General features: G+C 66.2%; 23 protein-coding genes and 1 pseudogene. 15 read left to right on the forward strand and 9 right to left on the reverse strand.

Annotation, left to right across the window (positions count from 1 at the left end; all coding sequences use genetic code 11):
• Position 1: 1 nt before the first annotated feature.
• The 5 genes from V8683_RS27205 (at position 2) to V8683_RS27225 (ending at position 4,110) form a co-directional block, all read left to right on the forward strand.
• Positions 2–595 carry an aminodeoxychorismate/anthranilate synthase component II gene (locus tag V8683_RS27205; protein WP_411188384.1) on the forward strand — a complete coding sequence of 198 codons (594 nt, stop codon included), beginning with the start codon at positions 2–4 and terminating at the stop codon, positions 593–595.
• A 13-nt stretch (positions 596–608) separates the two neighbouring features.
• Complete coding sequence (gene trpD / locus V8683_RS27210) at positions 609–1,640, forward strand: anthranilate phosphoribosyltransferase (protein WP_411190486.1); 1,032 nt, start codon at positions 609–611, stop codon at positions 1,638–1,640.
• 25 nt (positions 1,641–1,665) lie between these two features.
• Positions 1,666–2,451: an indole-3-glycerol phosphate synthase TrpC gene (trpC, locus tag V8683_RS27215; RefSeq protein WP_411188383.1), complete on the forward strand. Its 786-nt coding sequence runs from the start codon at positions 1,666–1,668 to the stop codon at positions 2,449–2,451.
• Positions 2,452–2,466: 15 nt separating this feature from the next.
• Positions 2,467–3,093, forward strand: a complete 627-nt coding sequence (locus V8683_RS27220; protein WP_411188382.1) for a CYTH domain-containing protein — start codon at positions 2,467–2,469, stop codon at positions 3,091–3,093.
• Between the two features lie 273 nt (positions 3,094–3,366).
• Complete coding sequence (locus V8683_RS27225) at positions 3,367–4,110, forward strand: uracil-DNA glycosylase (RefSeq protein ID WP_411190485.1); 744 nt, start codon at positions 3,367–3,369, stop codon at positions 4,108–4,110.
• Between the two features lie 111 nt (positions 4,111–4,221).
• On the opposite strand, the gene V8683_RS27230 is transcribed toward V8683_RS27225, so the two are convergent.
• The 4 genes from V8683_RS27230 to V8683_RS27245 form a co-directional block, all read right to left on the reverse strand.
• Positions 4,222–4,818, reverse strand: coding sequence for an FMN-dependent NADH-azoreductase (locus tag V8683_RS27230; RefSeq protein WP_411188381.1), 597 nt, complete (start codon positions 4,816–4,818; stop codon positions 4,222–4,224).
• Positions 4,819–5,000: 182 nt separating this feature from the next.
• Positions 5,001–6,791, reverse strand: coding sequence for a M61 family metallopeptidase (locus V8683_RS27235; protein ID WP_411188380.1), 1,791 nt, complete (start codon positions 6,789–6,791; stop codon positions 5,001–5,003).
• 106 nt (positions 6,792–6,897) lie between these two features.
• Entirely contained in the window at positions 6,898–7,626 is a 729-nt protein-coding gene (locus V8683_RS27240) for a DsbC family protein (protein ID WP_411188379.1), read from the reverse strand.
• Positions 7,627–7,851: 225 nt separating this feature from the next.
• Positions 7,852–9,024, reverse strand: coding sequence for a UbiH/UbiF family hydroxylase (locus V8683_RS27245; protein WP_411188378.1), 1,173 nt, complete (start codon positions 9,022–9,024; stop codon positions 7,852–7,854).
• A gap of 209 nt (positions 9,025–9,233) precedes the next feature.
• On the opposite strand from V8683_RS27245, the gene ychF reads away from it, so the two are divergent.
• Positions 9,234–10,328, forward strand: a complete 1,095-nt coding sequence (ychF, locus tag V8683_RS27250) for a redox-regulated ATPase YchF (protein ID WP_411188377.1) — start codon at positions 9,234–9,236, stop codon at positions 10,326–10,328.
• Positions 10,329–10,432: 104 nt separating this feature from the next.
• Here ychF and V8683_RS27255 read toward each other — a convergent pair whose 3' ends face one another.
• Complete coding sequence (locus V8683_RS27255; protein WP_411188376.1) at positions 10,433–10,924, reverse strand: GNAT family N-acetyltransferase; 492 nt, start codon at positions 10,922–10,924, stop codon at positions 10,433–10,435.
• Positions 10,921–11,193 carry a type II toxin-antitoxin system TacA family antitoxin gene (locus tag V8683_RS27260; protein WP_411188375.1) on the reverse strand — a complete coding sequence of 91 codons (273 nt, stop codon included), beginning with the start codon at positions 11,191–11,193 and terminating at the stop codon, positions 10,921–10,923. Before V8683_RS27260 ends, V8683_RS27255 begins: the two co-directional genes overlap by 4 nt.
• A 279-nt stretch (positions 11,194–11,472) precedes the next feature.
• On the opposite strand from V8683_RS27260, the gene ettA reads away from it, so the two are divergent.
• The gene (ettA, locus tag V8683_RS27265) at positions 11,473–13,137 is read left to right on the forward strand and encodes an energy-dependent translational throttle protein EttA (RefSeq protein WP_027797892.1); all 1,665 of its coding nucleotides are present in this window, start codon (positions 11,473–11,475) and stop codon (positions 13,135–13,137) included.
• A gap of 202 nt (positions 13,138–13,339) precedes the next feature.
• Positions 13,340–14,509, forward strand: a complete 1,170-nt coding sequence (locus V8683_RS27270) for a DUF748 domain-containing protein (RefSeq protein WP_411188374.1) — start codon at positions 13,340–13,342, stop codon at positions 14,507–14,509.
• 22 nt (positions 14,510–14,531) lie between these two features.
• Here V8683_RS27270 and V8683_RS27275 read toward each other — a convergent pair whose 3' ends face one another.
• The 3 genes from V8683_RS27275 to V8683_RS27285 are packed head-to-tail and all read right to left on the reverse strand — an operon-like array spanning position 14,532 to position 17,285.
• Positions 14,532–15,155: an HAD family hydrolase gene (locus V8683_RS27275; RefSeq protein ID WP_411188373.1), complete on the reverse strand. Its 624-nt coding sequence runs from the start codon at positions 15,153–15,155 to the stop codon at positions 14,532–14,534.
• Positions 15,156–15,178: 23 nt separating this feature from the next.
• The gene (locus tag V8683_RS27280; RefSeq protein WP_411188372.1) at positions 15,179–16,993 is read right to left on the reverse strand and encodes an aminopeptidase P family protein; all 1,815 of its coding nucleotides are present in this window, start codon (positions 16,991–16,993) and stop codon (positions 15,179–15,181) included.
• Between the two features lie 37 nt (positions 16,994–17,030).
• Positions 17,031–17,285: a hypothetical protein gene (locus V8683_RS27285; RefSeq protein ID WP_411188371.1), complete on the reverse strand. Its 255-nt coding sequence runs from the start codon at positions 17,283–17,285 to the stop codon at positions 17,031–17,033.
• Positions 17,286–17,472: 187 nt separating this feature from the next.
• On the opposite strand from V8683_RS27285, the gene V8683_RS27290 reads away from it, so the two are divergent.
• From V8683_RS27290 to V8683_RS27320, 7 genes and pseudogenes are all read left to right on the forward strand, one after another.
• Complete coding sequence (locus tag V8683_RS27290) at positions 17,473–18,234, forward strand: response regulator transcription factor (RefSeq protein WP_411188370.1); 762 nt, start codon at positions 17,473–17,475, stop codon at positions 18,232–18,234.
• A gap of 27 nt (positions 18,235–18,261) precedes the next feature.
• Positions 18,262–19,527: pseudogene (hemA, locus tag V8683_RS27295) on the forward strand (glutamyl-tRNA reductase); the annotation flags it as partial.
• A gap of 216 nt (positions 19,528–19,743) precedes the next feature.
• The gene (gene prfA / locus V8683_RS27300) at positions 19,744–20,826 is read left to right on the forward strand and encodes a peptide chain release factor 1 (RefSeq protein WP_027797887.1); all 1,083 of its coding nucleotides are present in this window, start codon (positions 19,744–19,746) and stop codon (positions 20,824–20,826) included.
• Between the two features lie 24 nt (positions 20,827–20,850).
• Entirely contained in the window at positions 20,851–21,702 is an 852-nt protein-coding gene (gene prmC, locus V8683_RS27305; protein WP_411188369.1) for a peptide chain release factor N(5)-glutamine methyltransferase, read from the forward strand.
• A gap of 138 nt (positions 21,703–21,840) precedes the next feature.
• Positions 21,841–22,152, forward strand: coding sequence for a Grx4 family monothiol glutaredoxin (grxD, locus tag V8683_RS27310; RefSeq protein ID WP_411188368.1), 312 nt, complete (start codon positions 21,841–21,843; stop codon positions 22,150–22,152).
• A gap of 60 nt (positions 22,153–22,212) precedes the next feature.
• Positions 22,213–22,827, forward strand: a complete 615-nt coding sequence (locus V8683_RS27315; RefSeq protein WP_411188367.1) for a UbiX family flavin prenyltransferase — start codon at positions 22,213–22,215, stop codon at positions 22,825–22,827.
• Positions 22,828–22,973: 146 nt separating this feature from the next.
• Positions 22,974–23,771 carry a DODA-type extradiol aromatic ring-opening family dioxygenase gene (locus tag V8683_RS27320; protein ID WP_411188366.1) on the forward strand — a complete coding sequence of 266 codons (798 nt, stop codon included), beginning with the start codon at positions 22,974–22,976 and terminating at the stop codon, positions 23,769–23,771.
• The last annotated feature ends 176 nt before the right edge of the window (positions 23,772–23,947 follow it).

Below are 23,947 nucleotides of genomic sequence, written 5' to 3' on the forward strand. Positions count from 1 at the left end.
CATGTTGCTCATGATCGACAACTACGATTCGTTTACCTACAACATCGTCCAGTACTTCGGCGAGCTCGGCGAAGACGTCCACACGTACCGCAACGACGAAATCACGCCCGACCAGATCGCCAGGCTGAACCCCGAGCGCATCTGCCTCTCGCCGGGCCCGAGCAATCCGCAGCATGCGGGCATCACGCTCGACGTGCTGCGCGAGTTCGCCGGCAAGACGCCTATCCTCGGCGTATGTCTCGGTCATCAAGCGATCGGCGAAGCGTTCGGCGGCCGTGTCGTACGCGCGAAGACCATCATGCACGGCAAGGTGAGCCAGATCGAAACCGACGGCAAAGGCGTGTTCGCCGATCTGCCGAAGCACTTCAACGTGACGCGCTATCACTCGCTCGCCATCGAACGCGAGTCGTTGCCCGACTGCCTCGAAGTGTCGGCATGGACCGAGGACGGCGAGATCATGGGCGTGCGCCATCGCGAACTGGCTGTCGAGGGCGTGCAGTTCCACCCCGAATCGATCCTCTCCGAGCACGGCCACGCGCTCCTCGAGAACTTCCTCAAGCAGTCGAAGCGCGCCGTTACGGCGCGTAGCGCATAAGAACGGAGGCGAGATCATGATCACCCCGCAGGAAGCACTGCAACGCACGATCGAGCACCGCGAGATCTTTCACGACGAGATGCTGCACCTCATGCGCATGATCATGCGCGGCGAGCTTTCGCCCGTGCAATCGGCGGCCATCCTCACAGGCTTGCGCGTAAAGAAGGAAACCATCGGCGAGATCGCCGCCGCCGCGACCGTGATGCGCGAGTTCGCGAATCACGTCGAGGTGCAGGACAACTCGAACTTCATCGATATCGTCGGCACGGGCGGCGACGGCTCGCATACCTTCAACATCTCCACCGCGTCGATGTTCGTCGCCGCCGCGGCGGGCGCGAAAGTCGCCAAGCACGGCAATCGCGGCGTGTCGAGCAAGTCGGGCAGCGCGGACGTGCTCGAGGCGCTGGGCGTGAACATCGATCTGCAGCCGGATCAGGTGGCCGCCTCGATCGCGGAAACGGGCATGGGCTTCATGTTCGCACCGAATCATCATCCGGCCATGAAGAACATCGCCGCCGTGCGCCGCGAGCTTGGCGTGCGGACGATCTTCAACATTCTCGGCCCGCTCACGAATCCGGCCAGCGCGCCGAACCAGTTGATGGGCGTATTCCACGCCGATCTCGTCGGCATCCAGGTGCGTGTGATGCAGCGCCTTGGCGCCAAGCACGTGCTCGTCGTCTACGGCAAGGACGGCATGGATGAGGTGTCGCTGGGCGCCGCAACGCAGGTCGGCGAGCTCAAGAACGGCGAGATCCGCGAGTACGAGATCCATCCCGAAGACTTCGGCATGCAGATGGTTTCGAACCGCACGCTGAAGGTCGAGAACGCCGAAGAATCGAAAACCATGCTGCTGGGCGCGCTCTCGAACGAGCCTGGCGTCGCGCGCGAGATCGTCGCGCTCAATGCGGGCACGGCGCTCTATTCGGCGAATGTCGCGAACTCGATCGCCGACGGCATCGCGCTTGCGCGCGAGACCATCGCGAGCGACCGCGCGCGCGCCAAAGTCGACGAACTGGTACGCTTCACTCAACAGTTCAAACGCTGATCGAACACTGTTTTTGCAGACCATCATGAGCGACATTCTCGAAAAGATCATCGCGGTCAAGCGCGAAGAAGTGCGCGCCGCCGAAGCGAGCGCGCCGCTCGAAGAGTTGCGGCTCGCGGCGGCGTCGCGCGATCTGCGCGACTTCGTCGGCGCGGTGCGCGCAAGGCACGCGAACGGCCAGGCGGCCGTGATCGCCGAAGTAAAGAAAGCCAGCCCCTCGAAAGGGGTGCTGCGCGCGCACTTCGTCCCTGCCGACATCGCACGCTCGTACGCGGAACATGGCGCGGCCTGTCTCTCGGTGCTGACCGACGTGCAGTTCTTCCAGGGCAGTGCCGCCTACCTCGAAGCCGCGCGCGCCGCCTGCGCGCTGCCGGTGCTGCGCAAGGACTTCATCGTCGATCCGTACCAGATCCTCGAAGCCCGCGCGATGGGCGCCGACGCGATCCTGCTGATCGCCGCCGCGCTCGAACCGGGCCAGATGCGCGAACTCGAGGCCTACGCGCATTCGCTCGGTCTCGCCGTGCTCGTGGAAGTGCACGACCGCGACGAGCTCACGCACGCGCTCACGCTGAAGACGCCGCTCATCGGGATCAACAATCGCAATCTGCGCACGTTCGAAACGACGCTGCAAACGACCATCGACATGCTCGACGACGTGCCGGAAGACCGCATCGTCGTGACGGAGTCGGGCATCCTCTCGCGCGCGGACGTCGAGAAGATGCGCGCGCTGTCCGTGCACACGTTCCTCGTGGGCGAGGCGTTCATGCGCGCCGAACATCCGGGCGCGGAACTCGCGCGCATGTTCTTCTGATAGCGGGACGCAGCCATGGCCATCGAACGGGAAATCAAGCTCGCACTACCACGCAACCAGGTAGACGCGGCGCTGCGGTTTTTCGAAAAGCGCGCAGGCACAGCGGGACGCGCCGTGCGGCTGGAAAACGTCTATTTCGACACGCCGGCCCTCACGCTCGCGCGCGCAAAGAGCGCGTTGCGGCTGCGCCGCACGCCGGATGGCTGGCTGCAGACGTTCAAGACGGTCGGCGTCGCCCGGAACGGCCTGCATGCGCGGCACGAATGGGAGATGCCGGTGGCGGGCGAAGCGCTCGAAACCGACCGCCTTCTGCGCGAATGCAACGAAGCCGGTGTCGCGACGGCGCTCTCCGAAGCCGCGCCCGCGCTGATCGCCCTCTTTCGCACCGACTTCACGCGCACGCTGTGGATGCTATCGGTCGAAGGCGTGCAAATCGAGGCCGCCATCGACCAGGGCGAAATCACGGCGGAAGTGGACGGCGAAACGCGCCGCGCGCCGATCTGCGAAATCGAACTGGAACTGAAGGGCGGAGACGAAGCCGCGTTGCACGTGCTCGCCGCGCAACTCTCGGCAGAGCTGCCGGGCCTCGCTCCCGACGACATCAGCAAGGCGCAGCGCGGCTACCGGCTGCGTGAAAGCTAAACCCGAGGGCTGAACGCCAGGACGGCGGGGCGTGCGCCGCATTGAAACGCCGCGCGATTGCTGCGAAACTTCCCGCCCATGACTTCCACGAAACGCACGCGCGCTGCGGAGCCGGTGCAGGCCTCGCTCTTCGACGACGACCTGCCGGCCACCGCGCAGGACACGCTCGACGAGCCTCCCGCCCCCGAAATCGATCCGCGCCAGATCTCGATCTTCTCGCTGCTCGATGACGATTCGCCGGCCGCCCCAGCCGCCAACCAGGCCGTATCCATCATGCCCCACGCCACCCAAGCGCCTGACCAGCGCCTCGAAGACCAGTTCGACGCCCTGCCCGCCGCCTGGCGCAAGCTGCTGGAGCCGTTCACCGCCAGCGACGCGTACCCGCCACTCTGCCGCTTCGTCGACGAGGAGCGCGCCGCGGGCAAGACCGTCTATCCCGCCGATGTGTTCCGCGCCCTGCGCCTCACCTCGCCCGACGACGTGAAGGTGGTGATCCTCGGCCAGGACCCCTACCACGGCGAAGATCGCGGAACGCCGCAGGCACACGGCCTCGCGTTTTCGGTGCCACCCGCCGTGCGGCCGCCGCCGTCACTGCGCAATATCTTCAAGGAAATCGCGGCAAGCCTGGGGATCGAAGCGCCGGACCACGGCTGCCTCGACGCATGGGCGCGCCAGGGTGTGCTGCTGCTCAACACCGTGCTGACCGTCGAGCGGGCCAATGCGGCCAGCCACGCCAAACGCGGCTGGGAACGCTGCACCGACACCCTGATCCACGAACTCGCCACACGTCACGAGCATCTCGTGTTCATGCTGTGGGGTGCCCACGCGCAGGCGAAGCGCGCGCTGGTCGAAGCGCGACCGCATTGCGTGCTGGAGGCGCCGCATCCGTCGCCGCTTTCGGCACATCGCGGCTTTCTGGGCTGCGGGCATTTCGCGCAGGCCAACGCTTACCTCGAAGCGCACGGCCGCAAGCCGATCGACTGGCGTCTGCCCGAGAAGGCCGAAGTGCTTGCCTGAGCCGCGAGCGGACGTAGCAACGAAAAAAACGCCACGAAATCGCTTTCGTGGCGTTTTGCTTTACGGCTAGTCGATACGGCGGACGGGCTCTGGCGACGCCCGCCGCAGAACTTACGCCGCTGCGATGGCGTCGCGTGCGCCCGCGAGCGCGGCGCTAGCGGCTTCCGGCCCCATGTTCAGGCCTTCGGCATAGATAAAGGTCACGTCGGTCATGCCGAGGAAACCGAGGAACGACTTCAGGTACGGCGTCTGGCTGTCATTCGGCGTGCCGTGATATTTGCCGCCGCGTGCCGAAACCACGAACACTTTCTTGCCCTTCACGAGGCCTTCCGGGCCATTTGCCGTGTACTGGAAAGTAATGCCTGCGCGGGCGATCCAGTCGAAGTAGGTCTTGAGCTGCGACGAGATGCCGAAGTTGTACATCGGCGCACCGATCACGACGACGTCCGCGGCCTGCAGTTCGGCGATCAGCGCTTCGCTGCGCGCGGCGACGGCCTGCTGCTCCGGCGAACGCTGCTCGGCCGGCGTGAAGAACGCGCCGAGAACGGTGTCGTCGAGGTGCGGCAGCGGCTCGGCTTGCAGATTGCGCGCGACAACCTTCGCGCCGGGATGCGACTGTTGCAGCTTGCTCGTCAATTCGTTGACGAGCAGCGTCGACTGGGCGCCTTGCGAGCGGGCGGCGGAGTTGATTTGCAGGATCGTGGTCATGGTGGCTCCTTCGGGTTTGGGTGCGCGGCGTTGCGCGAGTGAAGCCATTGTGTTTATTTGCCGCGCCCCGAAAAAGAGGTTCGCCGATGACGGATTGTTGCAGCGATAGAACAATCGCCGGCATGGAAAAGCGGTGCACCCCTGCGCCGCTTTCGTCTGATCTTATGTGTCGGCGCGCCCGCTCAGCCCGCCAGCCAGCGTTCGCGCAGCGCACGCGACGCGGGCCGCTTGTCGGTGATAGCGAGTTTGTAGCGCGCGACGTCGGGCGCATCGAGCGTGAGGCGCGCCACGCGTAGTTCGTCGCGCCGGAACGCATGAATCTCCACCTTCGCGCCCGGTTGATAGCGCCCGAGCAGGCTGTCGAGGTTCGAACCCGTCACCCGCAGGCCGTCGAGCGCGACCAGCACGTCGCCGGCCGAAAGGCCGGCTTTCTGTGCCGCGCCGCCCTCGAACACCACGGCGAGCGTCGCATCCGCACCGCCGCGCAGGCGCGCACCCAGCGACGGCTTCGCGCCGCGCTCCGGCTCGCCGTCGAGCGCCACGCCGAACGGCTCGAAGAGCGTCGCAAGCGGCAGATCGCGCGTGCCGCGCACGGCATCGGCAAAAAGACCGCCCAGCCACACGCCGGTCGCCTCGGCAATCAGCGCCTCGACTTCCTCCTCGCCCACGCCCACCGGCTTGCCGCGATAGAAGTCGCGTCCGTAACGCTGCCACAACAGACGCATCACGTCGTCGAGCGACTTGCGCCCGCCCGTTTCGGCGCGGATCGCGAGATCGAACGCAAGCGCCACGAGCGAGCCCTTCGTGTAGTAGCTGACGATCGCGTTCGAGGCGTTCTCGTCCTGACGGTAGTACTTGACCCACGCGTCGAACGAGCTTTCCGCAACGCTCTGCTTCAAGCGGCCCACGCCGCGCAGCACGCCAGCTACCGTTTTGCCGAGGAGGCCAAAGTAATCGTCGGTGGCAATGAGACCGCTGCGCACGAGCATCAGATCGTCGTAATACGACGTGAAGCCTTCGAAAAGCCACAGCAGCGAGGTGTAGTCCTCGCGGGTGAGGTCGTACGGCACGAACGCCGCGGGCTTGATGCGCTTGACGTTCCACGTGTGGAAATATTCGTGGCTGCACAGACCCAGGTAAGTGCGATAGCCCTCGCTCATCTCGGGCCTGCCCTTCACGGGCAAGTCGGTGCGGTTGCAGATCAGCGCGGTGGAAGCGCGATGCTCGAGGCCGCCGTAACCGTCACTCACGGTCTGCGTCATGAACACATACCGTTCCATCGGCGCGCGCTTCGTGCGCGGTTCGAAGAGCGCAATCTGGACCTCGCAGATCTTCTTCAGATCGCCCGCGAGACGTTCGGTATCGAGTCCGATCACACGACCCGCGATCACGATGTCGTGCGGCACGCCATGCGCCTTGAAGCTCGCCAGCGTGAACTCGCCGAGCGTCACCGGATGGTCGATCAGTTCGTCATAGTCCGACGCCACGTATTCGCCGAAGCCGTAGCGCTTGGTGCCGCGCGCCTCGGCCATTGCGGTGGCGACGCGCCAGTGGCGATACGCATGGCCATCGGGACGCTGGATGTCGACGACGCATTGCGCGTCCTCGTGGCCCGGCACCGCGAGAAACACGCTCGTGCCGTTGAAAAAGCCCACCGTGTCGTCCAGGTGCGCCGCGCGCACCGAGAGGTCCCACGCATACACCTCGTAGCGCAGCGTGAGCGCGCCTTTCACGGGCGCCGCCTGCCACGTGTGCTTGTCGGTCTTGCTCACGCGCACCTTGCGGCCGGCGTCGTTGAACGCGCGCAGCGTGACGATGTTGCGCGCGAATTCGCGGATCATGTAGCTGCCCGGAATCCACACCGGGAGCATGACCCGCTGGCCGTCCGGCGCGGGATCCTCGACGGTGAGCGTCACCTCGAACAGGTGCGCGGCGGGGTTCTTCGGGATGAGGGTGTATCGGATCGGCTTCATCGGCGGGATCGGTGACGGGGGGCGGAATTCAGCGAATCGAAAGGGCCGGCCACGGCGGGCAAAAAAAGACCGGCCGCTCAAAGCGGCCGGTGTCGTCCTGCGGGATTCAGTGCGCGTCGTTCAGCTCGCGCTCGAGCCGGTCCGCCGAAACGGCGCCTGGCAGGCGGCGGCCGTCGGCGAGGATCACGGTGGGCGTGCCGGTCACGTTCATCTTCGCGCCGAGCGCGAGGTTGCTGTCGATCGCGGCGGTATTGCAGGTGCCGGCGGCCGAGGGCGCCTCGCGATTCAGCATCCACGATTCCCACGCCTTCGCGCGATCCGACGAACACCAGATCGACTTGGCCTTCACCTCGGAATCGGGAGAAAGGACCGGGTACAGGAAGGTGTAGACCGTGACGTTATCGATCGACTTCAGCGTGTTTTCGAGCTGATGGCAGTACGGGCAATTCGGGTCCGAGAAAACCGCCATCTTGCGGCTGCCGTTGCCCTTCACCACCTTCACGGCGTTCGCGAACGGCAGGTTCGCGAAGTTGACGCGGTTCAGGTCCGCAAGGCGTGCGTCGGTGAGATTGGTGCGCGTCTTCGTGTCGACGAGGTCGCCGATCAGCACGTAATCGCCGTTCGCGTCGCTATAGATGATCTGCGAGCCGAGGTTCACCTCGTAGAGACCCGCCACCGGCGCCTTCGTGATGCCCTTGATGTCGGTGTCCGAGCCAAGGCGCGCCTGCAACGTGGCCTTCAGCTTGTCGGTGACCTGGTCGGCCTGGGCCGAGCAGCCGAGCACGGCGGTCATCGCCGCCAGGACGAGCGCGGCAATCCGGATTCGCTTTTGCATGACTTGCTTCCTGATTCTGTCTGGCGCGCGACTCGCGCGCCGGTGTTCGGTGTGGATGGCAAAGAGGACCAAGAGGGCAAAACGGCCCGGTTCGACCCCACCTGCTCGGGGCTCTGGCGGTCAGGCCGTTGTGCCTGCACCCTGCCGTCGGCCCCGGCGGCTTCAGCCATTCTGACGCTGCAAGGCGGGGACAGCAACCGCTATTCCCGCCGCGCGGCCGTACCGTCAGCCTAGCGCCGCAGCAACCAGCCAGCGTTTGAGGAGCGGCTGCGCGCCCACGAACGCCATGCCGGTATTACGCACGGCCTGCGCAATCGTACCGGGAATCGAGAACAGCCGTTGCAGGCCGTCGGTGGCGACGACGAGCTTGCGAATGTCCTCGCGGCGGCCGCGCTCGTAGCGGCGCAGGAGCACGGTGTCGCCGAGGTCGCGGAACGACTCTTTCTGCGTGATCACGTCGACGAGCGCCGCCACGTCGCGCAGGCCGAGGTTCACGCCCTGGCCTGCGAGCGGGTGGATCAGGTGCGCGGCGTCGCCCACGAGCGCCACGCGGGGCGCGATCAGCCGGTCGACGGTCTGGAGCGAAAGCGGGAAACCGCGCGCAGGCGTCACGCATTCGAGCGTTCCCACCTGCTCCAGCGTCACGCGCTCGACTTCAGCGGCAAGTTGCTGCGGGTCGAGTTGCAGCAGCGCTTCGGCATGCTCCGTCTGCGCCGACCAGACGAGCGACACGTGCTGATCCGGCAGTGGCAAAAGCGCGACGATCTCACCGTCCCGAAACCACTGGAAGGCGGTCTCGCCGTGCGGACGCGAGGCGCGGAAATTCGCGACCACTCCGGTCTGGCGATACTCGCGTCGCGCCACCGTCGAGCCGATCTGGGCGCGTACCCACGAATGCGCGCCGTCGGCGCCGATCGCGAGGTCGGCTTGCAGCGTGCGGCCGTTGGCGAGACCGATCTCGGCCGCGTACGGCTTGATGTCGAGCGTCTGGGCGCGCGAATCGATCCACGTGAGGTTGGGCTGGAAATGCAGCGCGGCGTCGAGCGCGCGCTCCACCACCGACGATTCGGCGATCCACGCAAGCTGCGCCACCGAGGCCTGCCAGGCCGAAAAATGCAGCTCGGCGGCCGCGTCGCCGAACACGCGCATGTCGTAGACGGGCGTGAGGCGCGCGGGGTCGATGGCCTGCCAGACTCGCAGCCGCTCGAATAGTGCATGGGAGCTGCGCGAGAACGCGTAGACGCGTGCGTCGAACACCGCGTCGGCGGGCAGCGGTACACAGGGCTGCGCGAGCAGCGCCACGCGCAGGCCACCCTGGGTCAGCGCGAGCGCCGCCGACTTGCCGACGAGCCCGCCGCCGATCACGACGACGTCGAAAGTCTGGTTGGTTGCAGTCATCCGCGCATTATAGCCGCGGGGCACGTCCTGAAAGGGTCGGACGGGTGCGCCGTTACGGTGTATGAGCACGTGGCCCATTGCCGCAGATCCAGCCTGCGCGCAGGCGGCTTCGCCTCCGGGGCGGGTGCATCCCGCAATCCCCCGCGCAGGGCGAACCCGCGCCCGGAGGAGGTTACAATTATGGTTTTGGGTGACAAGCAGAGATTTACATGAGCCTCCAATGCGGCATCGTCGGCTTGCCTAACGTCGGCAAGTCCACCCTCTTCAACGCGCTGACCAAAGCGGGCATCGCCGCCGAAAACTATCCGTTCTGCACGATCGAGCCGAACGTCGGTGTGGTCGAAGTGCCGGATCAGCGCCTGAAGGCGCTTGCCGAAATCGTCAAGCCCGAGCGCGTCTTGCCGGCCGTGGTCGAGTTCGTCGACATTGCGGGCCTCGTCGCGGGCGCCAGCAAGGGCGAAGGCCTCGGCAACCAGTTCCTCGCGAACATCCGCGAAACGGACGCCATCACGCACGTCGTGCGCTGCTTCGAGGACGACAACGTAATCCACGTCGCGGGCAAGATCGATCCGCTCGCCGACATCGAGGTGATCAACACCGAACTCGCGCTCGCCGACCTCGGCACCGTCGAGAAAGCGCTCACGCGCTATTCGAAAGCCGCGAAGTCGGGCAACGACAAGGAAGCGGCAAAGCTCGTCGCCGTGCTGGAAAAGGTGCGTGCACAGCTCGACCAGGCAAAGCCCGTGCGGGCGCTCAGCCTGAACGAGGACGAGCAGGCGCTCATCAAGCCGTTCTGCCTGATCACCGCGAAGAAGACGATGTACGTGGCGAACGTGAAGGACGACGGCTTCGAAAACAATCCGCACCTCGAAGCCGTGCGCAAGTACGCCGAAGCCGAAAACGCGCCGGTCGTGGCGGTTTGCGCGGCGATCGAGGCCGAAATCGCCGATCTGGACGACGAAGACAAGTCCGCCTTCCTCGCCGACATGGGCATGGAAGAACCGGGCCTCGACCGCGTGATCCGCGCGGGTTTCAAGCTGCTCGGCCTGCAGACATACTTCACGGCGGGCGTGAAGGAAGTGCGCGCGTGGACGATCCACATCGGCGATACCGCCCCGCAGGCCGCCGGCGTGATCCACACCGACTTCGAGCGCGGCTTCATCCGCGCGCAGACCATCGCCTTTAACGACTTCATCCAGTACAAGGGCGAAACCGGCGCGAAGGAAGCCGGCAAGATGCGCGCGGAAGGCAAGGAATATGTCGTGCACGACGGCGACGTGATGAACTTCCTGTTCAACGTTTAACGCGCCCTGCACGCTGCCATCGCCAAGGCCCGCTACGAGCGGGCTCAGGCCACAGAAAAACCCCACGCTTTTCCGAGGCGTGGGGTTTTTCTTTATCGAGAGCGCTACGGGTGTCGTTTGAGCGGAAGCATCAAGATCATCGGGTGCACCGGCGACTCCCGAAAACCGTAGTACTCGTAGAACCGTTTCGCATGCTCGTTCAACGCATGAACGAGCAAGGCCCGGACACCGGCGTTTTCCGCAACCGAATACACGCGTATGACGGCATCCTGGAGCAAAGCCGCACCAAGCTTGTTGCCTTGGGCGCGAACATCGACGGCAAGCCTCGCGAGCACCATGACCGGCACCGGGTCGGGCATATTGCGCCGGATGGGCCCGGGAGCATCCGAATGGGCGACGGCGCCCGCCGCGAGCGCGTAATACCCCAGCACGCACTGGTCGGGATCGGCCACGACGAAAGTACGACTGGCCCCGTTCAGGTGGTTGGTCAATGCGCGCTGTTTGAGCCAGCTGTCGAGAGACGGCTCGCCGCAACGGAACTCATCGAGCCGATGCGTGGCGGCGAGCGACTGCGGCGCCGAAAGCCGTACTTTCACGCCTTGTCCGTGTCCCACGGAGCCTTGACGGCCATCAGACGCTTGAGGCCTCGATTGCTGTCTTGCGGCTCGTCCAGCAGCGCCGTGAACTGCCGAAATTTGTCCGCATCCAGGCCGAAAAAGACCTGATCCAGCACAACGGCTTTCGCACGCTCGCACGCGGCTTCCAGCATGAAGTCCGAGCGGTTCTTGCCCAGCAGATCGGCGGCATGGTCGATCAGATCGCGCTGCTCGGGCAGCGCGCGTAGATTGATGGAAGCGTCGCGCATGGGACTTCCTTTCGCGTATACACAACAGCTACACATCGTACGTTGACGTATAGCTATTGTCAACACAAGACGCGGGATTCGCCGCTTGAAGGAATCGCAGCGGGAATCGCAACAGGACTTGCGGCGCGCGCCATCGAGGCCACCCGGATTCACGCCCCCATCGTCCGCGCCCCGTACAATAGCGGTTTGCGCGACACCCCAATTCGCGGTCCGACGCGTCGCCTGCAAGCGCATAACCCGCGTCCCGCCCCCTTTTCTCCCGTTTCCAAAGACACTCTCATGGCCCAATACGTCTTCACCATGAACCGGGTCGGCAAGATCGTGCCGCCCAAGCGCCAGATCCTGAAAGACATCTCGCTGTCGTTCTTCCCGGGCGCGAAGATCGGCCTGCTCGGCCTGAACGGTTCGGGCAAGTCCACGCTCATCAAGATCATGGCCGGCGTCGACAAGGACATCGAAGGCGAAGCCACGCCCATGCCGAACCTCAACATCGGCTATCTGCCGCAGGAGCCGCAGCTGGATCCGGAAAAGACCGTGCGCGAAGCGGTCGAGGAAGGTCTGGGCGACGTGTTCAACGCGCAGAAGAAGCTCGATGAAATCTACGCCGCCTACGCGGAACCGGACGCCGACTTCGACGCGCTCGCCGCCGAACAGGCGAAATACGAAGCAATCCTCGCCACGACGGACGGCAGCGCGGAACAGCAGATCGAAATCGCTGCCGACGCGTTGCGTCTGCCGGCATGGGACGCGAAGATCGGCAATCTCTCGGGCGGTGAAAAGCGCCGCGTCGCGCTGTGCAAGCTGCTGCTCGAAAAGCCCGACATGCTGCTGCTGGATGAGCCGACCAACCACCTGGACGCCGAATCGGTCGAGTGGCTGGAGCAGTTCCTCACGCGCTTCCCGGGCACCGTCGTCGCCGTGACCCACGACCGCTACTTCCTCGACAACGCCGCCGAGTGGATTCTCGAACTCGACCGCGGCCACGGCATTCCCTGGAAGGGCAATTACTCCAGCTGGCTCGACCAGAAGGAAGAGCGCCTGAAGCAGGAAGAAGCCACCGAATCGGCACGCCAGAAGGCCATCAAGAAGGAACTGGAGTGGGTGCGCCAGAACCCGAAGGGCCGTCAGGCCAAGTCGAAGGCGCGTATCGCGCGCTTCGAGGAACTGTCGAGCCAGGACTACCAGAAGCGCAACGAAACGCAGGAAATCTTCATTCCGGCGGGCGAGCGTCTGGGCAGCGAAGTCATTGAGTTCAAGAACGTCAGCAAGTCCTATGGCGACCGTCTCCTGATCGACAACCTCAGCTTCAAGATTCCGGCGGGCGCGATCGTCGGCATCATCGGACCGAACGGCGCCGGCAAGTCGACGCTGTTCCGCATGCTCACGGGCAAGGAGCAGCCGGATTCGGGCGAAATCGTGCAAGGCCCGACCGTCAAGCTCGCCTACGTCGACCAGAGCCGCGACGCGCTGGCCTCCGACAAGACCGTGTTCGAGGAAATCTCGGGCGGCGCGGACGTGCTGACGGTGGGCAAGTACGAAACGCCGTCGCGCGCCTACATCGGCCGCTTCAACTTCAAGGGCGGCGACCAGCAGAAGATCGTCGGCAACCTGTCGGGCGGCGAGCGCGGCCGTCTGCATCTGGCCAAGACGCTCATTTCGGGCGGCAACGTGTTGCTCCTCGACGAACCGTCGAACGATCTGGACGTCGAAACGCTGCGCGCGCTTGAAGACGCGCTGCTCGAATTCGCGGGCTCGGTGATGGTGATTTCGCACGATCGCTGGTTCCTCGACCGTATCGCCACGCATATCCTGGCGTTCGAAGGCGACTCGCAGGTCACGTTCTTCGACGGCAACTACCAGGAATACGAGGCCGACAAGATCAAGCGCCTCGGCGAAGAAGCCGCGCGCCCGAAGCGTCTGCGCTACAAGCCGATCAGCCGCTAAACGGCGCGGGATCGGACCGGCCTTCAGCGGTTCAGCCGAACCGCCGAAGGCGACGGCAGCTACGGCAGTCTTCGGGCTGCCGTTTTTTCTGGCACGCGCGGCATGGCGGTTGCTCGAAACCCGCTACGCTGCTTCCGATGTTCCACGCCGGGCCGGGTTGCGTTCGAGACGGTGCCCGGCCCTTCTGCGCGAGGTGCCCCGCATGGCAAAGCCGATTTCCCACCGCCGCGTCCCACGCTTTGCCGCCGTCGCCGCGATCGTATTGGCGGTGCTCGTGCTGGGCGCGCTCGGCGGCCTCTACGCCCTGCAGCATGCGGTGAAATCGCGCGTGGCTGAGGCGCTCGCGCCCATCGGCAGCGCGGGCCGCATCGACGTCGCGTTCACGCTGAATTCGGTCGAGCTGTCCGACGTCCACATCAAGGCGCCGCCCGGCTGGCCGGCTGCCGACGCGCTGCACGCCGGGCACATCATCGTCACCCCCGACCTGCGCGCATTCCTTGCGCACCGTGTGCATGTTCGCGACATCACGGTGCGCGATTTCACGATGAACGTCGTGCGCGGCGCCAACGGCTCGATCCAGATCCTGCCGAACCTGCGCGAAGCCATGCAAAGCGAAGCGGTGGCGCCCGCCGCCGGCGCACCGGCCGGCCAGGCCATGCCGTCCGAAAAGCTCATCGACCATGTCGCCTTCGAGCACGGCGCGTTCGTCTTCTACGACCGCTCGGTGAGCGATCCACCGTACCGGGTCATCGTGAGCGATGCCAATGCGACGGTCGATCGCATCCATCTGCCCGCGCTCGCGGAGCCGACCCAGGTGTCGGTGACGGGCTCGATCAAGGGTCCGCAGCATACCGGGCAGGTCTCGTTCGGCGGATGGATACGCATCGCGAGCAAGGATTCGCAAACCACCACGACGCTGCGCGGCGTCGACATCTCGACGCTCGATCCTTACCTGCTCCGCAAAGCCAGTACGAAGGCGCAGGTCACGGGCGGCACGCTGGACCTCGATATCACCTCGACGGTGAGCGCTTATCGCCTGCACGCGCCCGGCACGATCACGCTGCATCACCTGCAACTCGCAACCAGCGGCGACCCGCTCGACACCTTCCTCGCGATCCCGACGCGTGCCGCCATCGCCGCGCTCAAGGCGCACAACGGCGACATCACGCTGCATTTCGTGCTCGACGGGAATCTGCACGATCCGAAGTTCCGCCTCGACGAAAACCTGACGATGCAGTTGCGCACCGGCTTTGCAAAGGTGCTCGGGGTGAGTGCGGAGGGCGTGGTGCAAGGCGCCGGCCAGACCGCGAAGGGTCTCGCCGATGCGTTGCGCAACCTGCTGGGCGGAGGAAGTACGCAGCCGTCGAAGTGAACGCGGCGGTCCGCTGCGAGCGTCAGATGGGTAGGCCCAGTTCGCGCAGCCGGGCGTCGGTGGCGGCGTTGCTGATGTGATGCACGCCGTGCCAGCCGAGCGCCGTGGCGGCTTCGGCGTTGTGGCGATTGTCGTCGATGAAGACGAGTTCTTCGGGCCGCACGCCCGGCAGTTGCGCGTCGATGCGGCGAAACATTTCGTGGAAGATCGCCGCATCGGGCTTCACGAGCTGCACGCGCCCGGACACCACGATGTCACGGCAGCGCCGCAGCACGTCGAAGCGCTCCCAGGCCCAGGGGAAAGTCTCCGCGGACCAGTTCGTCAGGCCGAAAAGCGGCACACCCGCCGCCTCCAGCCGCTCGAAGGTCGCGACGCCGCCTTCGAGCAGGCCGCCGATCATCTCGTGCCAGCGTTCGTAGAACGCGCGAATCAGCGCCTCGTGTTCCGGAAACTTCGCCACGAGCTCCGCCGTGCCCTCGGCGATCGGCTGGCCGCCGTCCTGGCGCACCACCCAGTCCATCGTGCAGACGTGGGTGAAGAACCAGCGGCGCTCGCTTTCGTCCGGAATCAGCTCGCGATACAGATACTCGGGACTCCAGTCCACAAGCACGCCGCCGAAGTCGAATACGACTGCCTTGATCGTCATCGCCGCTTTCCCTGGCGTTCCGCTCAGATCGGTTGCGTGCGGGCTTCGAGCCACGCCAGCGCATCGCCGGAAAGAAGCGGCGACACGCGCAACCGCGCCGTCCGGTGGTAATCGTTGAGCCATTCGCGCTCGTCGTCGCGCAGGAGCGACATGTCGATACAGCGCGTGTCGATCGGGCAGAGCGTGAGCGTTTCGAACATCAGGAAGTCGCCAAACTCGGTCTTCTGCGCGGACTGGTTCAGCACGAGGTTCTCGATGCGCACGCCCCACTTGCCGGGCCGATAGATGCCCGGCTCGACCGAGGTGATCATGCCTTCTTCCATGGCCGTCCACGGCTCGGCAGGCGCGTAATGCGAAATCACCTGCGGGCCCTCGTGCACGTTCAGGAAGTAGCCCACGCCGTGCCCCGTGCCGTGGCCGTAGTCCGCGCCAGCGGCCCAGATCGGCGCGCGCGCGACGGCGTCGAGCATCGGCGAGCGGATGCCGCGCGGGAACTGCACGCGCGAAAGGGCCATCATGCCCTTCAGCACGATCGTGAAATCGCGCTTCTGCTCGTCGCTCGGCGTGCCGACGGGCACGACGCGCGTGATGTCGGTCGTGCCGTCCAGGTACTGGCCGCCCGAGTCGATCAGGAGCAGGCCGTCGCCTTCGATCACGCTATGCGATTCGGGCGTCGCGCGGTAATGCGGCATCGCGCCGTTCGCGTTGAAGCCGGCGATCGTCGCGAACGAGGGCGACACGTAGCCCGACTGACGCTCGCGCGCGGCGGTGAGCTTTTCGTCGATGGTGAGCTCGGTGATCGTCTCGCGACCTTGCGCGGCTTCGAACCACGCGAAGAATTCGGCGAGCGCGGCGCCGTCCTGCTCCATCGTCTTGCGCACGTGCTCGGCCTCGGCGGCGGTCTTGCGCGACTTGAAGAACGTGCTCGGATTGATCGACTCGACGAGCTTCACGCCCGCCGACAGTGACTGCAGCAGACCGAACGTCACGCGCCGCGGATCCACGAGCAGCGACTCGCCCGCCGGCAGCGCGGCGAGCGCCGCCGGCGCCTCGGCGTAGGGCTCGATGCGCACGTTATCGCGCGCGAGCGACTGGGCGAGCGCCACCGGCACCTTGCCGTCGGCGATGAAGAGCGTCGCGGCGTCCGGCCCGATCAGCGCGTGCGCGACGAACACCGGGTTGTAGCTCACGTCGGTGCCGCGCAGATTGAAGATCCAGGCGAGATCGTCGAGCGTCGAAATGAAGTGCCACTGCGCGCCCTTCTCCTGCATGGCGCGGTGCACCTGGGCGAGCTTGCCGGCACGGCTCGCGTCGGCGTGCGGGGCGGCGTGTTCGTAAACGAGTTCGTGCGGCAGCGCGGGGCGCGCGGGCCACACTTCGTCGAGCAGGTCGAGATCCGTGCGCAGCTTCACGCCGTGCGCGGTCAGCATGCCGGAGAGCACGCGCGCCGTGGCCACGCCCAGCACCGCACCGTCCACGGCAACCGTACCGCCCGCCGCCACGTTCTGCGCGAGCCACTCGATGTGCGGCGCGGTCTGCTGGCCGCCCGTCATCTTCATCAGCTGGATGCCCGTAGCCGCGAGCTGGTTCTCGGCCTGCGTCCAGTAGCGGCTGTCCACCCACACGCCCGCGAAATCCTTCGTCACGACCAGCGTCCCCACCGACCCCGTGAAGCCCGAGAGCCACTGCCGCCCTTGCCAGCGTGGCGGCAGATACTCGGAAAGATGCGGGTCGGCGGACGGCACGAGCATGGCGTCGACGCCTGCGCGCGCCATTTCGGCGCGCAGGGCTGAGATCCGTTCGGGAATCGTGGAGGGGTCGGGAAGTCGGGCGTTCATGGTTTCACCTGCGGGAAATATTCGAACGGGGCATGGATCAACGCCGCAGACGCAGCGTGACGACAAGCGCCGCGAAAGCGAGTGCGAAAGCGGTGCAGACGGGCCACTCGAGGAGCTCGCCATCGTAGAAGAGACCGGTCGCGCGACCGCCCGCCCGGGCCAACGCGGCGCCGAGCGCGCCCGCGACGAGCGCCAGAACGAGGCCGCTATGCGTCCGGCGGCGCAAAGGATGCAGCCACCAGCCCGCGAAACCGACCACAATGCCAAGCACGGCGATACCTGACCAGCCCATCAAGAACCCGCCCTAAGCACTTTCAGACTTATCTGATAGGGATGTCGCCCCGCGCTGACTAACATTTTTTCTCATTTAGCTGATTTTCACTGAAAGCCGGTCGGCTCGGCGCGCCCCGTGAGCGAATGAGTGTAGGGGGCGGCATCGCGCAAGGCAAGCGCATCCGGCCGCAGCGGCCGGAATCCCCATGCGAATCGCTCTTGTCGAGCCCGATGCGAGTCAGGCTGAAATCATCCTGCGCCTGCTCATTGCAGGCGGGCACGCGTGTCAGCGCTTCCCCGACTGCGCCTCCCTCCTCTGCGCCCTCGAGAACGACGCGTTCGATCTCATGCTGGCCGCCTGGTGGTGCGGCGACGCGGGTGCCGACGACCTGATGCCGCGCGCCCGCCACACGTTGCCCGGCTTGCCCGTGATCGTGCTGATGGCGTCGCCGCACGAAAGCGAGATCGTCTCCGCGCTGCACGCCGGCGCCGACGACTGCATAGCCAAGCCGGTGCGCGGCCCGGAGATGCTGGCGCGCATCGACGCGCTGCTGCGCCGCGCCGGCGTGCGGCGGCCGCACAATCGCGCGCACCACGGCTTTGGTGCTTACCTGTTCGATTCGGGGAACTATGCGGTCTCGTTCCGGGGCCAGACCGTGACCCTCACGCCGAAAGAATTCCGTTTCGCGCTGCTGCTCTTCACGAACGCATCGCGCCCCGTTTCCCGGGCGCGCATCCTCGAAACGGTCTGGAATCTGAACCGCGACGTAAGGTCGCGCACGCTCGACACGCACGCCTCGCGCTTGCGCAGCAAGCTACAGATCGCCCCGGAGCACGGCTGGCGCCTCACAACGCTGTACGGATTCGGCTACCAACTTGAAAGACTGCCGGTGGCCAAGGCGGCAATGTCCAGCGCGGAATACCCGGACTCTGCCGGCGGCCATGTCGGAAGCGAGGAAAAGTTATAATATCCGCCTAAATCTTGCCCCCATGGTATGCAGCTTCTAACGATCGGAATCAACCACCACACCGCGCCTGTCGCCTTGCGCGAACGCGTGGCGTTTCCGCTCGAACAGATCAAGCCTGCACTCGCCCTGTTCAAGGACGCCTGGTCGAGCCGCCGCGCGCTCAACGCGCCGGAAGCCGCCATCCTGTCCACCTGCAACCGCACCGAACTCTACTGCGCGACTGACGACCACGCCTCGCGCGACGCCGCCGTCCACTGGCTCTCGCAGTATCACGGCATCCGCGAGGAAGAACTGGCGCCGCACGTCTATGCGCTGCCGCAGTCGGAAGCCGTGCGCCATGCGTTCCGGGTGGCATCGGGGCTCGATTCGATGGTGCTCGGCGAAACGCAGATCCTCGGCCAGATGAAGACCGCGGTACGCACGGCCACCGAAGCCGGCGCGCTCGGCACCTATCTGAACCAGTTGTTCCAGCGCACCTTCGCCGTCGCGAAAGAAGTGCGCGGCACGACGGAAATCGGGGCGCAATCGGTGTCGATGGCTGCCGCGGCCGTGCGTCTCGCGCAGCGCATTTTCGACAAGATCGCCAACCAGCGCGTGCTGTTCATCGGCGCGGGCGAGATGGTCGAACTGTGCGCCGCGCACTTCGCCGCACAGCAGCCGCGCGAGCTCGTGGTGGCGAACCGCACCGCCGAGCGCGGCCGCTATGTTGCCGAGCGCTTCGGTGGCCACGCCATTCCGCTCTCCGACCTGCCTACGCGCATGCACGAGTTCGACATCATCGTGTCGTGCACGGCCTCCACGCTGCCGATCATCGGCCTTGGCGCCGTCGAACGCGCGGTGAAGGCGCGCCGCCACCGGCCAATCTTCATGGTCGACCTCGCGGTGCCGCGCGACATCGAACCCGAAGTCGGTCAGCTCGAAGACGTGTTCCTCTACACCGTCGACGACCTCGGCACGATCGTGCGTGAAGGCAACGCCTCGCGCCAGGCCGCCGTCGCGCAGGCCGAGACGATCATCGAGACGCGTGTCGCGAACTTCATGCAGTGGCTCGACGCGCGCAGCATCGTGCCGGTGATCCGCCACATGCATACCCAGGCCGACACGCTGCGCCGCGCCGAACTGGAACGCGCGCGCAAGATGCTCGCGCGCGGCGACGATCCGTCCGCCGTGCTCGAAGCGCTCTCGCAGGCGCTCACCAACAAGCTGATTCACGGCCCAACGCACGCGCTCAACAGCGCGAGCGGCGAAAACCGTGACTCGCTCATCGAACTGATGAGCGGGTTCTACCGGCATGGCCAGTCCGGCCAGCCGGGCCGTGGCGCGCGCGACGCGCAGGCGGCCCCGTCCGCGTCGTCGGCGGACGACACGTCTTCCGAATCGTCCGGTTCTTCGGACCGTTAGCGGCGTGAACCGCTAAGGCGGCGTCAGCCCACGCCGCACGCCCGGGCACGCCGCCCGCTACGCCTTTTTCTCCCGCAGCCCTACCCGGAGCCGCTCCGACCCGCCCCGATGAAAACGAGCATGCAATCCAAGCTCGACCAGCTGACGACACGCCTGGCCGAGCTGAACGACCTGTTGAGCCGTCCCGACGTGACGTCCAACCGCGACCAGTACCGCAAGCTCACGCGCGAGCATTCGGAACTGGGGCCGGTGGTCGAGCAGTACGCGCATTGGCGCCAGGCGAGAGACGACGAGGCGGCGGCGAAAGACCTGCTCGCCGACGCCTCGATGCGCGAATTCGCCGAAGACGAGGTGAAAAGCGCGCGTGAACGCATGGCGCAGTTGCAACTTGAATTGCAGAAAATGCTGCTGCCGAAAGACCCCAACGACGAGCGCAACGTCTTTCTCGAAATCCGCGCGGGCACGGGCGGAGACGAGTCGGCCCTGTTTGCGGGCGACCTGCTGCGCATGTACCTGCGCTTCGCGGAGCGCAGCCGCTGGCAGATCGAGATGATGTCGGCGAGCGAGTCGGACCTCGGCGGCTACAAGGAAGTGATCGTGCGCATTGCGGGCGAAGCCGCGTACTCGAAGCTCAAGTTCGAGTCGGGCGGCCATCGCGTGCAGCGCGTGCCGGCCACCGAAACGCAGGGCCGCATCCATACGTCCGCCTGCACGGTCGCGGTGATGCCCGAAGCCGACGAAATTGGCGAGGTCGAGATCAATCCCGCCGATCTGCGTATCGACACCTTCCGCGCCTCGGGCGCGGGTGGGCAGCACATCAACAAGACCGATTCGGCGGTGCGCGTCACGCACATGCCGACCGGCATCGTCGTCGAGTGCCAGGACGACCGCTCGCAGCACAAGAACAAGGATCGGGCGCTCAAGGTGCTCGCGGCGCGCATCAAGGACAAGCAGTACCAGGAGCAGCACGCCAAGGAAGCGGCGACGCGCAAGAGCCTCGTCGGCTCGGGCGACCGCTCGGAGCGCATTCGCACCTATAACTTCCCGCAAGGGCGTCTCACCGACCACCGCATCAACCTCACGCTCTACCGCCTCGAATCCATCATGGACGGCGAGCTCGACGAACTGATCGGCGCGCTCGTCTCGGAGCATCAGGCCGAGCAGCTCGCCTCGCTCGGCGATGCGGACTGACGCCGCGACCCACGTGAGCCAGACGTGAAGAACGAAAGCGCCGTCACCGCCGACACCCTGCTGCGCGCCTCGCCGCTGCCCGCGCTCGAAGCACGCATCCTGCTCATGCGCGTGCTGGGCTGGCGCCGCACCGAGCTCATCACGCGCGGCGACGAAGCGCTCGACCCCGCGCGCGGCGACGCGTATCGCGCACTCGAAGCACGCCGCGCGCGCGGCGAGCCCATCGCGCAACTGGTGGGCGCGCGCGAGTTCTACGGCCTCGACTTCGAAATCACGCCCGACGTGCTGATTCCGCGCCCCGAGACCGAGCTGCTGGTCGAAACGGCGCTGGCCGCCATCGAAGGGCTTGCGCGGCCGCGCGTGCTCGATCTCGGCACCGGCAGCGGCGCCATCGCGGTAGCGATTGCTTCGGCGCGGCCCGATGCGCGCGTCTGGGCCGTGGACCGGTCGGCGGCCGCACTCGGCGTCGCCGCACGCAACGCGCAGCGCCTGCTCGACGCCCGCCGCCCGGGCGGCGCGATGACCTTCGTCGCCGCCAACTGGTACGACGCGCTCGACCCGGCGCTGCGCTTCGAGGCGATCGTGAGCAATCCGCCCTACATCGCGAGCGGCGATCCCCATCTCGACGAGGGCGACCTGCGCTTCGAGCCGCGCGGCGCGCTCACCGACGAAGCCGACGGTCTCACGGCCCTGCGCGCCATCGTGGCCGGCGCGAGCGCGTACCTCGCGCCGCGCGGCGTGCTCTGGATGGAGCACGGCTACGACCAGGCCGAGGCCGTGCGCGCGCTGCTGGAAGGGCAAGGATTCAGCGAGGTACGCTCGGAAAAGGATCTCGCCGGCATCGAACGGATCAGCGGCGGCCGGCTCGCGGGCTGAACGGCGCAACGGCGCGGCGGGGCAGACTTCCGGCCGCGCTTTGGGCCACGCTTCGGGTCGCCTTTGGCGCCCGGCCCGCGCAGGCGAAATCCGCTATCATTTCACCCTGTTCCGCATCAATACATTGCAAGGTCAGTCATGGACACCCAACAACGCATCAAGCAAATCGTCGATGAAAACGCCGTCGTCCTCTTCATGAAGGGCAACGCGCAGTTTCCGATGTGCGGCTTCTCGGGCCGCGCGGTGCAAATCCTCAAGGCCTGCGGCGTCGATCAGTTCAAGACCGTCAACGTGCTCGAGGACGAAGCGATCCGCCAGGGCATCAAGGAATTCTCGAACTGGCCGACCATTCCGCAGCTTTACGTGAAGGGCGAATTCGTCGGCGGCTCGGACATCATGATGGAGATGTACCAGAACGGCGAACTGCAACATCTGTTCGCCCAGGCGTAAGCACCGGGGGACGGCGGCTACGCGCCTGCCGCCCTGCTTCGTGCCCGACCCCGCCTTTTCGTGAACGCTTCCGGCGTCGCCCCCTCCGCCGCCCCGCGCAGACTGATCGTCGCCATCACTGGCGCGACCGGCGCGATTTACGGCGTGCGCATCCTCGACATGCTGCGCAAACTCGGCGGCGTCGAGACCCATCTGCTGATCTCGTCGGCCGGCTGGCTCAACATCCAGCACGAGCTGCAACTCGCCAAGGACGATCTCCACGCGCGCGCCGACGTCGTGCATTCGGTGCGGGACGTCGGCGCCAGCATTGCCTCGGGTTCGTTCGCCACCGACGGCATGATCGTCGCGCCCTGCTCGATGAAGACGCTCGCGAGCGTGGCGCACGGCCTCTCCGACAACCTGATCGCGCGCGCCGCCGACGTCACGCTCAAGGAGCGCCGCCGCCTCGTGCTGCTCGTGCGCGAAACGCCATTCAACCTCGCGCATCTGCGCAACATGACGGCCGTGACCGAAATGGGCGGCGTGATCTTCCCGCCGCTGCCCGCCTTCTACAATCAGCCCGCCTCGATCGACGAGATGGTCGACGATACGGTCGCGCGCGTGCTCGACCTGTTCGCACTCGGCCCGGCGCTCTCGCCGGCCTGGCAGGGATTGCGCGGCGCCACCGCCGACTGAGCGGCGCGAGCGCGGACGCCACGCTTCGCGATTACCAACAGCGGCGACACAATCAATTCCCTTTCGCCCCGTTTAATTCGCTGCAGTAGGCACTTATATTGATCGCAACCTAGTCTCTACAGGCTGCCTTACTGCAGCCTTCGATCATGACCACCGCTACCCGACTGCCCACCCTGTTCCTGTCGCACGGCGCCCCGACACTGCCGATCGACCCCTCGCTGCCCTCCGGCGGCTTCACCGCGCTCGCCTCGCAATTGCCGCGTCCCGAGGCCGTGCTGATGCTCTCGGCGCACTGGGGCACGCTCCAGCCCGTCGTGAGCACCGCGGCACAGCCGGAGACGATCCACGACTTCTACGGCTTCCCGCGCGCGCTCTACGAAATCCAGTATCCGGCGCCAGGTGCGCCCGATATCGCGCAGCGTGCCGCCGCGCTGCTGCGCGAACAGGGCGCGGCCGTGGGCGAGGAGCCGCACGGCCTCGACCACGGCGCCTGGGTGCCGATGCTGCTGATGTTCCCCGAAGCGGACGTGCCTGTCGCCCAGTTGTCGATCCAGCCGCGCGCCGACGCCGCGCACCACTACGCGCTTGGCCGCGCGCTGCGCGCCCTGCGCGAAGACGGCGTGATGGTGATCGGCTCGGGCCAGATCACGCATAACCTGCGTGCGGCGGACTTCTCGGCGCGGCCGGAAGACGCCGACCCGCGCGTGGCCGAGTTCACGGACTGGTTCGAAGCGCATCTGGCCGCGCGCGACATCGACGCCCTGCTCGACTACCGCCGCCGCGCACCGCACGCGCAGTTGATGCACCCGACCGACGAGCATCTGCTGCCGGTCTTCACGGCACTCGGCGCCGCGGACGACGACTACACGTTCGGCGTCCAGTCGCTGGGCACCTACCAGCGGGCACTTGCGATGACGAATTACGTATTCGGCTCCGCCCACTGATCGACAGCACACCGCACAACCGCACGAAAAAAAGCCCGCCTGAATCTCTCCAGGCGGGCCTTGCTGTTCCTGGCGGCACGAACGCCGCCCAAAGAGGACCGGCGATCAGTGCGCGCCGATGCCCTCGAGCACCTCGTCCTCCTCGTCGCGCTCCTTCAGGTACGGCGAGCGATAAC

The organism is Paraburkholderia sp. AV2 (genome assembly GCF_054968425.1).

Coding starts and splice junctions, on each gene's coding strand:
- ychF (WP_411188377.1), top strand. CDS start 9,234: ATGAGCCTCCAATGCGGCATCGTCGGCTTGCCTAACGTCGGCAAGTCC.
- V8683_RS27285 (WP_411188371.1), bottom strand. CDS start 17,285: ATGGGCTGGTCAGGTATCGCCGTGCTTGGCATTGTGGTCGGTTTCGCG.
- V8683_RS27270 (WP_411188374.1), top strand. CDS start 13,340: ATGGCAAAGCCGATTTCCCACCGCCGCGTCCCACGCTTTGCCGCCGTC.
- V8683_RS27245 (WP_411188378.1), bottom strand. CDS start 9,024: ATGACTGCAACCAACCAGACTTTCGACGTCGTCGTGATCGGCGGCGGG.
- V8683_RS27230 (WP_411188381.1), bottom strand. CDS start 4,818: ATGACCACGATCCTGCAAATCAACTCCGCCGCCCGCTCGCAAGGCGCC.
- V8683_RS27275 (WP_411188373.1), bottom strand. CDS start 15,155: ATGACGATCAAGGCAGTCGTATTCGACTTCGGCGGCGTGCTTGTGGAC.
- V8683_RS27240 (WP_411188379.1), bottom strand. CDS start 7,626: ATGCAAAAGCGAATCCGGATTGCCGCGCTCGTCCTGGCGGCGATGACC.
- V8683_RS27290 (WP_411188370.1), top strand. CDS start 17,473: ATGCGAATCGCTCTTGTCGAGCCCGATGCGAGTCAGGCTGAAATCATC.
- V8683_RS27235 (WP_411188380.1), bottom strand. CDS start 6,791: ATGAAGCCGATCCGATACACCCTCATCCCGAAGAACCCCGCCGCGCAC.
- V8683_RS27320 (WP_411188366.1), top strand. CDS start 22,974: ATGACCACCGCTACCCGACTGCCCACCCTGTTCCTGTCGCACGGCGCC.
- V8683_RS27280 (WP_411188372.1), bottom strand. CDS start 16,993: ATGAACGCCCGACTTCCCGACCCCTCCACGATTCCCGAACGGATCTCA.
- ettA (WP_027797892.1), top strand. CDS start 11,473: ATGGCCCAATACGTCTTCACCATGAACCGGGTCGGCAAGATCGTGCCG.
- V8683_RS27260 (WP_411188375.1), bottom strand. CDS start 11,193: ATGCGCGACGCTTCCATCAATCTACGCGCGCTGCCCGAGCAGCGCGAT.
- prfA (WP_027797887.1), top strand. CDS start 19,744: ATGAAAACGAGCATGCAATCCAAGCTCGACCAGCTGACGACACGCCTG.
- V8683_RS27225 (WP_411190485.1), top strand. CDS start 3,367: ATGCCCCACGCCACCCAAGCGCCTGACCAGCGCCTCGAAGACCAGTTC.
- grxD (WP_411188368.1), top strand. CDS start 21,841: ATGGACACCCAACAACGCATCAAGCAAATCGTCGATGAAAACGCCGTC.
- V8683_RS27220 (WP_411188382.1), top strand. CDS start 2,467: ATGGCCATCGAACGGGAAATCAAGCTCGCACTACCACGCAACCAGGTA.
- V8683_RS27205 (WP_411188384.1), top strand. CDS start 2: ATGTTGCTCATGATCGACAACTACGATTCGTTTACCTACAACATCGTC.
- trpC (WP_411188383.1), top strand. CDS start 1,666: ATGAGCGACATTCTCGAAAAGATCATCGCGGTCAAGCGCGAAGAAGTG.